At 46.0% G+C, this 15,100-nt stretch carries 17 protein-coding genes; 4 read left to right on the top strand and 13 right to left on the bottom strand.

Annotation, left to right across the window (positions count from 1 at the left end):
• Positions 1-103 precede the first annotated feature (103 nt).
• Both AC5EF3_RS06330 and AC5EF3_RS06325 read right to left on the bottom strand, forming a co-directional pair.
• On the bottom strand, positions 104-493 hold the full coding sequence (locus tag AC5EF3_RS06330; RefSeq protein WP_015827080.1) for a hypothetical protein: 390 nt from the start codon (positions 491-493) through the stop codon (positions 104-106).
• A gap of 106 nt (positions 494-599) precedes the next feature.
• Positions 600-965: a DUF1491 family protein gene (locus tag AC5EF3_RS06325; protein ID WP_493547433.1), complete on the bottom strand. Its 366-nt coding sequence runs from the start codon at positions 963-965 to the stop codon at positions 600-602.
• A 99-nt stretch (positions 966-1,064) separates the two neighbouring features.
• Between AC5EF3_RS06325 and AC5EF3_RS06320 the strand changes: the two genes are divergently transcribed.
• Both AC5EF3_RS06320 and AC5EF3_RS06315 read left to right on the top strand, forming a co-directional pair.
• Complete coding sequence (locus AC5EF3_RS06320) at positions 1,065-1,385, top strand: hypothetical protein (protein ID WP_015827078.1); 321 nt, start codon at positions 1,065-1,067, stop codon at positions 1,383-1,385.
• Positions 1,386-1,489: 104 nt separating this feature from the next.
• A complete protein-coding gene (locus AC5EF3_RS06315) occupies positions 1,490-2,443 on the top strand; it encodes a hypothetical protein (protein ID WP_149037375.1) in 954 nt (317 codons plus the stop codon).
• A gap of 11 nt (positions 2,444-2,454) precedes the next feature.
• Here the strand turns inward: AC5EF3_RS06315 and AC5EF3_RS06310 are convergent, their stop codons facing one another.
• On the bottom strand, positions 2,455-3,879 hold the full coding sequence (locus AC5EF3_RS06310) for an ATP-binding protein (RefSeq protein ID WP_493547432.1): 1,425 nt from the start codon (positions 3,877-3,879) through the stop codon (positions 2,455-2,457).
• 129 nt (positions 3,880-4,008) lie between these two features.
• Between AC5EF3_RS06310 and AC5EF3_RS06305 the strand changes: the two genes are divergently transcribed.
• Positions 4,009-5,052 (top strand): hypothetical protein, encoded by a 1,044-nt coding sequence (locus AC5EF3_RS06305; RefSeq protein WP_015827075.1) that lies wholly within the window; start codon positions 4,009-4,011, stop codon positions 5,050-5,052.
• A 93-nt stretch (positions 5,053-5,145) separates the two neighbouring features.
• Positions 5,146-5,583, top strand: a complete 438-nt coding sequence (locus AC5EF3_RS06300; protein WP_015827074.1) for a SufE family protein — start codon at positions 5,146-5,148, stop codon at positions 5,581-5,583.
• On the opposite strand, the gene AC5EF3_RS06295 is transcribed toward AC5EF3_RS06300, so the two are convergent.
• From AC5EF3_RS06295 to AC5EF3_RS06250, 10 genes are all read right to left on the bottom strand, one after another.
• Entirely contained in the window at positions 5,580-6,329 is a 750-nt protein-coding gene (locus AC5EF3_RS06295; RefSeq protein WP_493547431.1) for a DUF6456 domain-containing protein, read from the bottom strand. The two genes, AC5EF3_RS06300 and AC5EF3_RS06295, sit on opposite strands and share 4 nt — an antisense overlap.
• Entirely contained in the window at positions 6,326-6,661 is a 336-nt protein-coding gene (locus tag AC5EF3_RS06290) for a helix-turn-helix domain-containing protein (protein WP_015827072.1), read from the bottom strand. The genes AC5EF3_RS06295 and AC5EF3_RS06290 overlap by 4 nt, the downstream gene beginning before the upstream one ends.
• A 228-nt stretch (positions 6,662-6,889) precedes the next feature.
• Positions 6,890-7,381, bottom strand: a complete 492-nt coding sequence (locus AC5EF3_RS06285) for a PAS domain-containing protein (protein WP_015827071.1) — start codon at positions 7,379-7,381, stop codon at positions 6,890-6,892.
• Positions 7,382-7,548: 167 nt separating this feature from the next.
• Entirely contained in the window at positions 7,549-7,980 is a 432-nt protein-coding gene (locus tag AC5EF3_RS06280) for a Ros/MucR family transcriptional regulator (RefSeq protein ID WP_015827070.1), read from the bottom strand.
• 146 nt (positions 7,981-8,126) lie between these two features.
• Positions 8,127-9,905 carry a Na(+)/H(+) antiporter subunit D gene (locus AC5EF3_RS06275; protein ID WP_015827069.1) on the bottom strand — a complete coding sequence of 593 codons (1,779 nt, stop codon included), beginning with the start codon at positions 9,903-9,905 and terminating at the stop codon, positions 8,127-8,129.
• Positions 9,905-10,279, bottom strand: coding sequence for a hypothetical protein (locus AC5EF3_RS06270; RefSeq protein WP_015827068.1), 375 nt, complete (start codon positions 10,277-10,279; stop codon positions 9,905-9,907). Before AC5EF3_RS06270 ends, AC5EF3_RS06275 begins: the two co-directional genes overlap by 1 nt.
• Positions 10,276-11,784: a proton-conducting transporter transmembrane domain-containing protein gene (locus tag AC5EF3_RS06265; protein WP_493547430.1), complete on the bottom strand. Its 1,509-nt coding sequence runs from the start codon at positions 11,782-11,784 to the stop codon at positions 10,276-10,278. The genes AC5EF3_RS06270 and AC5EF3_RS06265 overlap by 4 nt, the downstream gene beginning before the upstream one ends.
• Positions 11,781-13,316 carry a monovalent cation/H+ antiporter subunit D family protein gene (locus AC5EF3_RS06260; RefSeq protein WP_041301444.1) on the bottom strand — a complete coding sequence of 512 codons (1,536 nt, stop codon included), beginning with the start codon at positions 13,314-13,316 and terminating at the stop codon, positions 11,781-11,783. Before AC5EF3_RS06260 ends, AC5EF3_RS06265 begins: the two co-directional genes overlap by 4 nt.
• Complete coding sequence (locus tag AC5EF3_RS06255) at positions 13,313-14,029, bottom strand: cation:proton antiporter subunit C (protein ID WP_493547429.1); 717 nt, start codon at positions 14,027-14,029, stop codon at positions 13,313-13,315. The genes AC5EF3_RS06260 and AC5EF3_RS06255 overlap by 4 nt, the downstream gene beginning before the upstream one ends.
• 3 nt (positions 14,030-14,032) lie before the next feature.
• The gene (locus tag AC5EF3_RS06250) at positions 14,033-15,100 is read right to left on the bottom strand and encodes a DUF4040 domain-containing protein (protein WP_015827064.1); all 1,068 of its coding nucleotides are present in this window, start codon (positions 15,098-15,100) and stop codon (positions 14,033-14,035) included.

Here is a 15,100-nt window from a genome sequence, read left to right as displayed (position 1 = left end):
AAGGGAGATCACGTTTTTTCAATTAGATATCAATTTAGATAAAACATATCGCCAGCCTCCCCCTGAATGGGAAGCTGTTGCAACGCAAATGACTTAAGTTGTTTTAAGCCGCCGCCGCCCAAACAGAATTATTCACCAATGATGGTGATAATGGCTGACGTTTTTGAATTTCAAACAGATTGGCCATGACGGTGATTTGAACTTCAGCAAGTCTGATCTGGACATCTTGAGGTCCAGCTGCATTTGAGGGACGCACAAACAAGGCAGCGTTTGCTTCAGTATACTCTGTGATCAAGGCACCAAGCGCTTTTAAAGCCCCTGGCATGGGTCTGTTTCCTGGTGGGCAATGAAAAAACAAAGCCTGACCTAAAGTAATAGCATGGCTAGAGCGCAACAAATGATGAGGAACTTCTGTCAACTGGCTGGCAAACTCTCGCAATGTCGTGCGCGGGTCGCCAATATCAACAACCTGATCATTCATTAAAAAAAGCATTTTAGAAAAAACATCCCTCTACCAATAACGATACATATACATGAGCAATGTAAATATTTTGTTGGAAAACACGGCAAATTTAAGGCTTTTTTCTCAATTCCAAAATCTATCGGAAGGGATCGTTTTCGATGATAGGCAGGATACGTTCTTCGAGAAAATGACGTCCCTCTTTATCTGCAATTTCAACAATCCAAATATCGGCATCATAAGAGATACGCTTGGCCAGATATTCATCTGCCTCTGCTTCGGTCATTATTGGATTTTCAGGCCTGATAAACTGAAAAACAATTTCTTCATTCGGACTAAAGGCTCGCCCAATTAGAGAAACATCGCCATTGGGACGACGTGTTTTTATGACAACATCTCCCCGTTTTTCATCCCCAACTCTCTCAACAAGGGAATAGGCACCACCAATACTCGCGCGACGAACGAGAGCATCAACCCAAAGTTTAGTTTCAACTGCAAAAGACATGTAATTTGATCTTTTCTTTTATATATTTGTTGATACTTAAACATGAACTGAGAACCAAATGAATGTATTCGCTTGGTTGGGGATATTGGATTTACAACAATGTTAGCATTTGTACCTACCATAATATGGCAGTCGAGCGTTTCTGATATTCTTCCTTTAACGCCAGATAATTTTATAAATGTTTTGTTTCCCGATATTCAAAATGAACCATCGATAATGCAAACAATTACCTCTCCAAATGAATTAAACATTTTATGGCTCATCGCTGGTTTAGTATGTTTGTCTGGAGCATTTTTCTTTATTTTAGAATTATTCGCCCATTATAAAGACAGCAAACAAAAGCAATTGACCAAAAAAGATACGTTCTCAAACGTTGAAGCCAATCGCATGACCCGCTCAAACACATCTAGAGCAGCTTAATCTTTCCCACTCGAAGCCTTTGGCACAATATATTCTTAAATTGACATCAATAATCTATGCAGGATTCATTGCTGATCAATCTCTTAGACGTATAGACTGTGAAGATGAAGCGCGCATACACACATCTTGTTAAATCAGCTGCCTTTTTAGGCCTGCTATTATGCACATCGACAAATGCCCTCTCGCAAGAAGTCGGTGAAAATTCAGCTTTTCTTGAACGCGCATCCCTGCGGTCAGCAGATGACAAGTGTAAGCTCCTGTCTACCAAAGAGCGATTGGCGCTGGAAATGGGATATTGGCAAGCCCGCACAGCGCTCTTACGCGGCGGCTATTCTCTCCAAGAAGTGACAGCATTAAATGATGAGGCAACATTTTATGCCAATTCCAAAGAATGCGACGATGAACGCCTAACAAAATCTAACGACCGTCTAAAAGATGCATTTCTGGCTTTTTCACGCACACCATTTTATGAATTTAGAGGCGGGTTGCGCTTATGGACAGCCACGCGCACGCTGACCGACGTATGGGCTGCCTATCAGGAAGACCCAGAAACAAGTGTGAGATTTGGGCTAGCACACCTAAAGCGTGCCCGTGATCCACTCGCGTTCGCCGAACCAGGTGAGAAACGCGCTCCTGCTCAATTGTCAGCCTTAAAAAAATTATTGGTAGATCAACAACCTCCTGCAATGGCGAGATTAATCATCCGCGATAAAGAGAAATCCGAAAACGCTTGGCTAGGCGGATTATTTGGTTCAGGCGAAGGATTATCTCCGCCTCCTCTGTCAATTTCAAGAAAATTGCTTGCCTCAGGCCGTGAAATTGTAGACGCCCCGCCCTATGAAGATGGGAAGAAAACACAAGGCGCGCTTTTCACATTTGATGAACGCGCAAAACTTGCCTTGTATGACCTGGACCCTCGAGAAGCGGTCATTCTTGAATTTATTCCCTCTGACCGAGAAAAAAATGCACGTCCGGTAAGAGCAATCTTTGAAGTGGGCGATTTCCGCGCCGCATCCTCATTCAGTTCAATATCTCGCGATACAGAAGCCACCCATTAAAAGAATTGCGCCTAGTGCTCTGAATCTGCTTCTTCAGCTTCTGAAGGTGTCGGTTTCTTTGGAAAATACACGGAAATAATGCTTCCCTCTCCAGCTTGAGAATCAAGCTGGATGTGTCCGCCGTGAAGCTGAGCAAAGCCATTAACAACAGAAAGCCCCAAACCTGTGCCGTGCTTACCAGATGTCGAACTCTCATCGGTTTGGATAAATGGCTTCAGGATTTTTTCAAACTCAGCTGGATCCATACCCGGCCCGGTATCACGGACACTCATCCAGCTTCCCCCATCTTCATCTTCCCTCACGGATATCGCCACAGCACCACCATGAGGCGTAAACTTGATTGCATTGGAGACTAGGTTTTGCGCAATATGACGAACTGCACGCGGGTCAGCAAATGCTTCAACATCTCTATCCAAACTCGAAACACTTAATTTAATGTCTGAACGTCTTGCCTGATCTGACATAAATTTCACCATGTCCCACATCAATTCAGTGAGTGAAACTTGAACCGGACTTATTTTATACTGACCAGCGTCGATTTTCGACAGATCAAGAATATCATCAACTGTCATTTGAAGGCTTTTACCGCCCTCATGAATCATCTGCGCATATTCTTTATACTTGTCAGATAACTCTCCAAAAACGCCCTCTTTCATCACTTCTGAAAAACCTAGAATGGCATTTAAAGACGAACGCAATTCATGGCTTGTTTTCGCAAAAAACAATGTGCGCTGTGCCAGTTTTTCTTTTAGCTCAAATGAAGCTTCTTTTTCTTGCGACAATGATAAAGCCGCTTGGTTTGCGCGTTCATCTGCTTTATTTACCCTGTCAGATAGGATCTCTTTTTGTCGACTCAACCGCGCAATATGATCATTTGCTTGCTCACGGATTCGCACCAACATTCCGTTTGAATTATGTGCCAGACTAATTTTGCGAACCAAAGAAGCCATATAAATCAAAGACACAAGCGCAAATATACCTGGGGCCGGATCCAACAATTCTTTGGGAATCGGCAAAAAATCCATGCGTGCTAATAAAGCAGCAAGACAAAACCCAAGCACAGCAAAAGCACTCGCTTCAATAGCTTGACGTTTTCTTCCAATAGATAAAGCCGTTACCACAGGAATAAAGAAAGCAATAGAAATAGGAGATGTTGCTCCCCCCATAGCTGTTGCGCCTATCATCACCACAACAATCCATACAGCCATCTCCAACTCATGTGAGGCATCACCACCTAGCCGAGCAGTCAATATTTGCGCAAATGCTGGTAATGCCGCGATCAGAAAAACGCCTGAGCTGATCAGCAAACTTGTGCCGCTAATCCACAAGGCAAACAGAACACCCGTGCACAATAATATCCATGTGGCACGTTGCTCAAGCATGTCAGAAGGCGTTGTCGCGACGTCAACTGTTTTATGTTGCATTAATTTATTCATCGTAACTAGCCTTAAACGATTATGCAGATAGAGTAAATTTATAGTGCTAAAATGTGATGATTTCATTTAGAAGCATTTTGGCAGTTTACCCAACTGTCAAATCAAATTGAAACCGGAGGATCCCCACTCATGCGTCTAACAAATTGGTTACAATCAATTGCCGTCATATCTTTATCAATGGGTGCGGCTCATGCTCAAACAATTACAACTGCAAGCGCCTCCCAACCAGGTACACCTTCGGTTCAGACAACATATGCGAGTGCCCAACAAGTAAATACAGGCTCATCTAACGCCGTTTATTCTGCCGCTGCAACATATGCTACATATCAGGGGGATGTGTCGCAAGTTAGGACGCACGCGCTTTCTTCTCAAAGTGACATTGAACAAAAGCTTTCCGCACTCGGCGGCCATAATGCAAGCAAGTTTACATCAGGTTGGATGTCTTATTCTGCTCTTGTCGCTGCTCAAAATCGGGAGTTCGCAAATTCTGTACGCGAAATCGAATCCTATTATGGACGTGAGCGCTTTTTAAACGGTCTGCGCAAATCCCCCGCTTACGCAACCAGCCTAAAAGGTGGTGATAAAGCTCTGCAATCTGCGCTGGCCGCTGCAGAATCAGATGCCATGTATATTTCAAGCGCAGCTTCTTTCATGGAATCACAAGAAGCTATCTTGCAAAATCAATCATGGGTAAAAGAACGCATTCGTGATGGTGCTGAACGCGCCAACCAATTGAAATCAATGACATACTCTGGTCGCCCCGTGTCCTCCTCCGCGCGCGATATGTTTGCTTCTTCTAACATAGGTGAAATTCTTGCGAATGCGGGACAATCAAACGCTTGGGAGCGCGCGACACGCATAGCCACAAGCGCACCTATTTCAGCGCTTTCATCACTGACGCAGCGTCGTTATTCCGTGAACCCTGCCCGCACTCAAACAGCAAACCACATGGCTTCTCTTGCTGCCTTCGAAATTATTGGTGCAGCTAGCACATCAGATACAGGCGTCATCAACGCTATGAATGATCGCCGTGCTAAAGACTGTTTCGAATTTGCTCAACTTCAGCTGAATGGATGCGTTAGAAGCCAGTCCGACCATTATGGTCTGCAAGCCTGTATGCGCAAACACGCTGTTTCAGATATTGGTGAATGTGTGGGTGATGTCGCTCAATAAATTTGTGTAAATTGGGCGAGATCAGTTAAAAAAAATCGATAGAAATACAAAGGCCCGCTTGCATGTTTTGCTCGCGGGCCTTTTATATGCCTCATGACAAATTCAACGCCCCTAGAGCTAGCCGCCAATGAATTGCGCGATGACTTCGAATTCCTAAGCGATTGGGAAGAGCGCTATGCGCATATCATAGACCTTGGAAAATCACTTGCACCACTCAGTGATGCAGAAATGAATGACAGCAATAAAGTGCTTGGATGCGCAAGTCAGGTTTGGCTTGTCACCGAACCGTCTACAAAAGCTGGATGCTTAAAATTTCGCGGTGCATCTGATGCAATCCTCGTCTCCGGTTTAATCGCTCTCTTATTGCAGATTTATTCCGACAACACGCCACAAGATATTCTAGCATTTGATGCCAATGCCTTTTTCGCATCCATAGGCGTTGACGAGGCTTTGTCGCCTCAACGCTCCAATGGCTTTAAATCCATGTTGGCGCGCATCCGCGAAGACGCACAAGCTGCTTTAAACGCTTAAACTGCACAACGCCCACCTTGAAGCTGATAATCATAAACATCGGCGAGATGCATAAGTGCCGCGCGAATACGTTGCCCTGCGCTTCTTTTTGCAAGTCCGAATTTAAGCTCGATTTGGTTCAGTGTTAATTCGGACATGCAGGCTGCCCGAATAATAGCAAGATCACGCGCCGATAATGATTGCTCAATCTGCTGTATCCGCTTTTTAGCATCAACAATCATTGCACTTCGCATCTCTACATCAACTGATTGCCGCCCCGTACGAATATCAGCAATCCTGCCCCAATCCATAACCTGCCCCAACAAAATTGAAGCTAGCTCCAAATCTTTTTCAAATGCCTGTGCCGTTTGAACCAATCTCACATTCAGCGGCCCTTGATTAATCAGCGCCTGCCTCACCAAACGCTGAAATCCAGATTTAGGAAAATGCGCCAATTGCTCATTTGATGGAATAACATCCCCTATCCGTTTAGCTCCCATCTCAGATGCCAGATAAGCATCTTCATTCCATGTATAAACAAGATCAGCTGCCTTATGCTGAATAAAATGAAGATCTATCAACTCATTCAATTCCTGCTGCGTAATAGAGAATAACCTGCGCGTCCGATTATTCGTGTGAGTACGAATCCCCCATTGGCAATTTGCATCTGACGAATCACAACTGATATATGCGCTAGGGCGTCGCAGACTACGGCGTATCCGTCTCACACGCTCTGCCGACATATATAAAATTGTTTGCCCACTCATATATCTGTCACAGGCGCTGGGGCTGCACGCGCGGCACTTTCCAATGCTTCAAGCATATCGTCAAAAGCTGGGTCATCACGCTTGTCTTCAATGAGGTGACACGCATAAGCAACCGTTGAACGGTCTCTTAAAAAGGCATTGGCAACACGCGCCAAACTTAATCCAAATGAGACATGCGTTAAATACATTGCAACCTGTCTTGCAAGCGACACGTTTTGCACACCCCGTGTTGGTGCATATAAGTCATTTTGACTCACACCAAACACATATCCGGATAATGAACTCGCTAATCGCGCACAAGCTGCGTCTTTTGATTGTTGAATAAACTGCATTCTATCCACTCCATAACTCTGTTTGGAGGCATAATGCACCACCCCACAAGATGTAGGATAATATTCCTATTTCAGAATTATTCAAGACCCTTCTATTTTCAGCTATTTGCCTGAAAGACAGGGAATTAACTAGAAAATTCATATATATTCATGGGATAAGCACAAAAAAAAGCGACCCATTAGGTCGCTTGTGTATGTGAATAATTTCCTATTACCCTGTTGGATAAATCAGGCAGCCTTGTTTACACGACGTCTTAATTCATATTCGGGGGCTTCTACCTCCAGCATAGAATGCTCCAATAGGCGATCATGACATATTAGCTGAGTCACTTTGCCATCTTTATCCATGACAGGTAATCTCAACCAAAAATGAACAATATTTCCCGGAAGTTCCTCTGTCCCTGAAACAGGCTGAGTGTTTCTAAAAGCTGATCGAACTGCAGGAATACCACTTTTGGAATTTGCTAATCGCGGAAACTGCACAAGTCTGTGCCCTTTGGCTTCACGCCCCAACATTCGACGAATTTCAGAGCCAGAGAAGCGGAAATACACATCCGCATCTACTTTCTCCATAATCGAGATGTAGGCCAGCTCAGTGATAAACTGAGCCGGTTGCATCGCCTCACGAGAAGCAATCTGATCACTATGGGTATTTGCGACCCATTCATTTAAAAGCGTCTTTTGTCCCGCAAGACTTAAACGCGTATCGCCCGTTATCATAAGTGCCCCATGCCCTGCCGATTCGGAATATTAGATTCTATATTCATCTAATATTTAGAGTTTGGCAAGTGTCCGACACAGTAAAGATGAATCTGTTCAATAAACAATGATTCTATATTTCGTTTCGGAAGCGAATTGATCGTGTTAACTTTTCGTTTACTTGTTGCTTATTTTTTTGCTTGCCCAAGCCCCATACGCTTGGCTAAATCAGACCGTTGCTTGGCGTAATTTGGTGCAACCATAGGGTAATCTGGAGATAAGCCCCACTTTTCACGATATTCTTCAGGAGACATATTATAGCGCGTCCGCAAGTGACGTTTAAGGGATTTGAACTTCTTCCCATCCTCAAGACAGATGACATAGTCTTCGCTCAAGGATTTGCGCACTGAAACAGCTGGTTTCTGGTCAGCTTTTGTTTCTTTAACAATGCGGCCGTTTAATTCACTAACGACATTGTAGGTATTCTCAATCAATCCCGGTAGATCTGAAACAGGGACAGGATTATTTCCTACATAGGCAGACACAATCTCGGACACGACACCTATAAGTGTACTATCATTTTTTCCGGCGATTATAATTTCATCGCTATCTTTGCTCATATTAAACTCTTTACCTTAGCCCGACAATATAAAACAGCAAATTCTACATGTCGTGGCAGATGTAAAGAGTAACAACTGCTAAATCATTGGCGATAGGTCTTATCTATCTTCGATTTAATCTCAAGGTACTTCAAATGAAGTACCTTCTATATTGCTGAAACAACAGATACAGCGATAACTAAACCAAGAATAAGCGCTGTCCAGACAGCCATAGATCCACTTGGGCCACCTTTGCTCAACATACCTTCTGGGCTGAACGCTTCAGTCAGATAGGTGTGCACGCGTGAGCCAAGTTTTCTCCAGCCATTTGTCATAGCAGGACTTGCACGCTCCCACAGTCGGTCTGCCCAATGCGCAAAACCATATCCTATACGGCGATATGTCCAATCAAAGTCGAGAACAACACCCGGTTTCTCAGCTGGGTATAGTCCAAAACGCTGCATCAGAACGAAAGCAAGCATAGCAAGGATGAGAAGCTGGAATTGTGTCACCACGTGATCCCAAGTCCAAAGCGAGTGCTCAAGATAGTAAAGCGCCTCGGTTGCATACGGTAATTGGGAATATAGCCATTTCGTACCGCCAAGCCCTGGAATACCCACAGCGATACAGATAAATGCTGAACATCCCATAGCGACGAGCATGTTAAATGGCGCTTCTTTCGGGCGTTTCCCCGAATCATGCCCGAAAAAGGCAAAATACGGAATTTTGATCCCTGAGTGTTCCAACACACCAGCAGACGCAAATAACAGCATACACCAAACAATCACATAGCCTTCATGCCCAATGGCCGACAATGTCATGGATTTCGCTACAAAGCCTGAGAATAGCGGGAAGGCCGAGATAGACGCCGCTCCGATCAGACAGAATACGGTCGTCCACGGCATGGTTCGCCACAGGCCGCCAAGCTCGGATGCTTTAGTCGTACCAGTCCTGTGCAGCACAGCCCCCATACTCATGAATAGCAAGCCTTTATACATGATGTGAGCAAAGGCGTGTGCAGCTGCCCCGTTCAATGCATAACGTCCATATTCAGTATCGAGATTGGCCACACCAATCGCACAGATCATGAAACCAACTTGGTTATTCAATGAATACGCCAGCACTTTGCGTAAATCATTTTCGACCACAGCAAAGAAGACTGGGAAGATGGTCATCACAGCACCGATATAGATCAGTATGTGCTCGCCAGGGAACATGCGTGCAAACATGTATACCGCAAGCTTGGTTGTGAATGCCGATAGTACCACTGCCCCTGTCGGTGTCGCTTTGGGATAAGAATCTTGCAGCCAGTTGTGCAGGAAAGGAAAGGCAGCCTTAATTCCAAAGCCAAGAAAAATAAGCCAAGCACCATCTTCTTCAAGCGAAATCGCCCGCAGAGACAGATCGCCATGGTTTCCAAGGAAATATACCGCACCAAATAATAGCAATACACCCGACAGAATCTGGATCGCGATATAGCGCATACCAGCTTTGTAAGCTGCCTTTGTCCCTGTTTGCCAAATCAAGAACACAGACGATACCGCTGTCAGCTCCCAGAAGAAGAAGACTGTCATCAAATCACCACACAAGGACGCAGCAATCGCGGCACCTGCATAGATAAGCGCACAGGCGTCCTGAAGTGGGTCTTTATTGTGAAGAGAGTAAATCGAATTAATTGCTGCGGCGATCAAAAACGCCAATGCAAATATGAAAGACAGCGAATCCACGCGATATGTAATCGCTGTCAGATCCATAACCCGCATCACACCATGATCAACGCCAAATTCCGAGAAAGTGGACAACATCAAAAGCCCGATGACCGGACCACCTATTGTGATGATCGCGCGCAATACCGGAATACGGATAAAATAGGCCAATATCCCCGCAAGAATAACCGCAAAACCAGGGTTTATATCAACGAGTGAAGGCAAAAATTCTGGAGACATTATTCGCCCTCCACTTTAGACTTGGAGGTCGCATCACCCTCGTCAGCATCAAGGCCCTCGAGGTCACCATAATAGTTTTCATCTTTGCGCAGCAGTTTAGCCAAAGGCCACCCACATCCAACAACAAAAGCAAAGGCTGCAAACCCATACAAACCATAAAACATCGGCATTTCAGAGAATGCGACGGGCTTATAAGCATGTTTCATATGTTTGGCAGCTAAGACGAAATCAGCAGCAAAAAGCCCAAGCGAAATAACAACCAATACAATCAAAAATATGATCGGTGTGGATTTAGCTTGTGTCCATCCAAACAAAAGTTTGGCCATTGGAGTGGCATCGTCTGAACTATTATTCTGGTTCATATCATCGCTCATGAACGGCTCCCAAAGACTGGAAGAAGGAAGTCATAAATTGTGTTAATGCCGAAGAACAGCACAATACATAAACACGCAGTTATCGCTGGCGGCAGCACAGCAAGTGTCGGCGTTCCGCCTTCTCGTTTATAAGCTGCAGGAACGCCCGAGCCTTTAGGCGGCATTAACGCAAGTATAGAAATCGGAATTAGATAAATCACATTCAGAATAGAAGACACGATCAATGTCCAAGCCACATAGGCTTTATCTGCATCAAGTGAACCCAGTATCAATTGATATTTTGCCCAAGATCCCCCCATTGGCGGCACACCAATGATGGACAATGATCCAATGAGGAAACAGGTGAACACAACAGGCATTTTACGGCCCAAGCCACGCATTTCTGAAATATTACCCTTGCCAGTGGCCACATAAATTGCACCCGCACACATAAACAAAGTAATCTTACCAACAGCGTGCATCGCAATTTGCAAGCCGCCGCCCATCATCGCTGCACTAGATGCCAACATCGCCCCGACGGTCACATAAGACAGCTGAGAAACCGTTGAATAAGCCAACCGCGCCTTTAGGTTATCTTTGGTCAACGCAATCAATGACGACACAACAATGGTGAAACACGCCACCACGAGCACAATCTCTTGACCGGGCAAATTGGATAAATAGTCGGCACCGAAAATATAAGTTGCAATTTTTAAGACCGCGAAAACACCCGTTTTCACAACAGCCACAGCATGAAGCAAAGCAGAAACCGGCGTTGGCGCAACCATCGCATTTGGTAGCCAGAAGTGAAACGGCATGATTGCCGCCTTCCCGATTCCAAATACAAACAATAGCAAAATAACCGAACCAACGAGCTTGGAGGCGTGCCCTTCAAGAATACCGCCTTGTGTAAAATCGGTTGTCGCAATGGATGGATCAAACCCATCCGGCGTCATACCAGTCACCACATAAGTACCGACAATTGCCAGCAGGAAGAAACCAACAGATGTTCCCAGCAATGTTGTCAGATAAATGCGTCCGCCCCGCAATGCATTTGCATCGCCTTTGTGCGTCACAAGCGGGTAAGTGGATAATGTCAGGACTTCATAAAAAATGAAGAGTGTGAATAGGTTGGCAGAGAATGCCGCTCCCATAGCCCCAAATAATGCCACACCAAAACACATGTAAAAACGTGTCTGATGCTTTTCATTATTGCCGCGCATATAACCGATAGAGTAAAGCGAGTTCACGCCCCACAAACCGGATGCAATACATCCAAACAGGGCACCAAGAGGTTCAACCTCAAAGGCAAATGAGAAGCCCGCAGCGACACTCACCATGTCCCACGCGACAACTTCACCATTGTTAACGCGCAGCGCGATAGACAGCGCCACAATGAACAAGCCGATCGCACTCAGCATTGTCACAGTTTCGCGCACATCCGGCGCACTACGGAATGCCCAAACAGCGATAGAACATAGTAAAGGAATACCCAGCGCAAACTGGATCAGGAGTTCATTGCTCATTGGACGCCTCCTAGATCAATACCAAGCACGGCATGTGCGCCTGCTTCCGCAAGCCCCAATGGGATGGACGGGTTTACACCAAAGAAAATATTCAATCCTGCAAGCACCCAAAGCGCAAATAGGATGACCAAAGGCGCTTCCTTGATTTCTGGCGCACCTTCATCTGGTTCCATGAAATAAACAGCTTGAAGAATACGTCCCACATAGAAGAAAGCGAGGAAAGACGACGCACCAATTACAAGCGCAGCCCACCACCAATCATTGATCATAACAGCTTCTAGCAAACGCCATTTAGACAAGAAACCAGCCGTTAAGGGCACACCCATGAGTGACAATCCAGCAATTGTAAAAGCTGCAAATGTCAGCGGCGCTTTTTTACCTGCCCCTTTAAAGTGAGAAACCTTCCAGACATTAGCCCCTAGTGCCGCAGCACCAACAGCCATGAACAGCGCACCTTTCAGCAAAGCGTGGTTGGCAAGGTGGAACATACCAGCCGATAGCCCAGCTGCGGTTCCTACCGATAAACCAAGCAACATATACCCTACTTGTGCAACCGAAGAATAAGCTAACACTCGGCGTACATCCAATTGGAAGATCGCTTGAAACGAACAAAACAGGATTGCCAAACAAGCCGCAGGCGCAAGCACATAATTCAGCGACGCAACGACAAAATCCCAACTCGGATCAAACACAGTGAAGATGAATCTCGCCAAGGCATAAAAAGCGGCCTTCGTTGCAGTCGCAGACAAGAATACGGTCACAAAGCTAGGCGCATAGGCATATGCACTTGGCAACCATTGGTGCAATGGGAACATTGCAGCCTTAAGTCCAAGCCCAACAATGATGAAAGCAAATCCAGCCTGCACGACGCGTGAGTCATGCAATCCGTTCAAACGCTCGGCTATGTCAGCCATATTCAGCGTACCAGTCGCGGCATATAAAAAGCCAACACCGATCACAAAGAAACTCGCACCAATTGTCCCCATGATCAGGTAATTGAATGCGGCCGTTAAAGCGCGGCGATCACGTGTCGCTCCAAGCGCAACAAGCACATAAGTTGAAATGGATGAAATCTCTAGGAAAACGAACAGGTTAAACGCGTCCCCCGTGAGAGACATCCCCATAAGACCCGCCAAACAAATCTGATAGGCAGTATAGAAAAGAGGTTGTTTTTCAGCCTTAATTTCACGTGCCACTGCCGGCTGTGCAAACAAAGCTGACATAAGCGCCATGAATGAGATCAGTATGACGATAAGTGTATTGAGGCCATCAACGCGGAATTCAATTCCAAGCGGAGGTGCCCAGCCTCCCATATGATAGGAAACAACGCCTTCACGCGCGACATCAGCGCCAAGCGCCCAAGCCATCCACACAGTGAAAGCTGACGTTAATAGCGCCATGCCCCATGCAAACCGACCATTAGGAGCAAATACTGTCGCCGTTGCCATGAGAAATGGAACAAGCACAAGCAAAACCGGCGCGTGATGAGTCAGCGCCTCTGGTGCGAGGTGGAAGTTAGCAAACATATTCATGCCTTCTCACCTTCGCGTGTTCCATCTTCCAAATCGGCAGAATTCACATCGTCCATTTCAATTGTTCCGTAAGCTTCGCGAATGCGAACAACCAAAGCCAGCCCCACAGACAATGTTGCGACACCGACAACAATAGCAGTCAGCATCAGCACGTGTGGCAGCGGGTTTGAATAAATCACTTCAGCAACAGGATGCGCGACGTCAACACCGTGCGCACCAGCATCAACAGTGTGCGGAGCAACAGCGTCAATTGCGCTGTGTGCAGCATCAGATAATCCATGTCCTGCGTCTGCTGCATGTTCTTTTGCAGAGTCAGCAGCCTCAGCCACATCAGACGTCACCACGCCATGGTCATCAGTTACCTGCGCATCTGCAATATGTTCTTCAACACCATGTGTTAGATCAGTCGCAGGATTATCATGTCCTGTCGCATCTGCGCCAGCATGTGTATCAACCGCATGGCCAGCGCCAATAGTGCCATGGTTGGTTTCATCACCATGACCTCCGCCATGATCGCCCGTATCTACATAAATAGGAGCCGTCCCACTCGCAACTTTACCCAATGTTACATAAAACACGATCACAGAGGTTTGAAAGATAGACAGCCCAACCAGACGTTTAATCAGGTTTTGGCTCTCAAATAGAATATATAGGCCACCCATCATCAGCAGAATGATGACCCAATAATTATAATGGTCCAGTACGAATTGCATGGTTTACCAGTCCTCGTCCCGAATCTCAGGCACGCGGCCCGCAAATGCATAAAAAGCTGTAATCATGACACAGGCCACGGCAACAACCACACCGACCTCAACACCAATAATACCAGTGATTTGCGGCCAGTTATGGTGACCGTGCACTTCCCCAGTCGGTGGACCGAAAATGTAGTCATAATCAAGGAAGTCGCCGCCATTGATCATACAGACAACGCCAGTCAATCCGTAAATCGCAACTCCGATAGCAGCCCCCACACGCGCCCATACAGGCGGGAAAGCCTTCATTGCCGCACGCAGACCAAAAATCATTGCATATAGCATCACAGCAACAGCGAAGATCACACCGGCCTGAAACCCACCTCCAGGTGAGTATTCACCATGGAAATGCACATAGAATGCAAAAATAGCGATGAGAGGGATTAGGAATTTTGAAACAACTCGCAAAATCAAGTGACTATCATCACTAAAATTCTCCCCCTGCTCCTCATCTTTACCGCGCCAGTCAGAAGCAGCACGCGCACGTTCTCCAAATCCAATGAGCAGGATCACAGCAACACCGGCAGCGAATACAACGACGGTTTCACCAAATGTATCAAATCCACGATAAGAGGCCAAAACAGCAGTCACAATGTTTGGCGTCCCCACATCATGGGGTGTTTCATCAATATAGGCTTTTCCGACATGACTATTAGCTGGTGAATCTGCTGCCCCGAATGACGGCAAATCTGTGGATGCATACAGCAATACAGCACCTGTTGCGATGACCACAACAAGTGGTCCCCAACGCTTAGAAATCGGCTTAGACGGCTTAGCTGTTCGAACAGTCAACAACATTGCGGCAAGGATTAAAGTGGTTGAAACACCCGCCCCAACCGCAGCCTCAGTAAAAGACACATCAACCGCATCCATAGCTTGAAACCAAGCCGCAGACACAAGCGAATACACACCACTCAGCATAACGATAGCAAACAGGCTACGCATACGAATAATCGCGATCGTGATCACGCCGAGCATGCCCATAAGGACGATATTTGCGATGAGGACGGATGGACTAAAATGAGCTTCCAT

Source organism: Hirschia sp. (assembly GCF_058892565.1).
The sequence above is the reverse complement of the archived record's forward strand: the minus strand, read 5'-3'. Positions and strand labels throughout refer to the sequence as shown.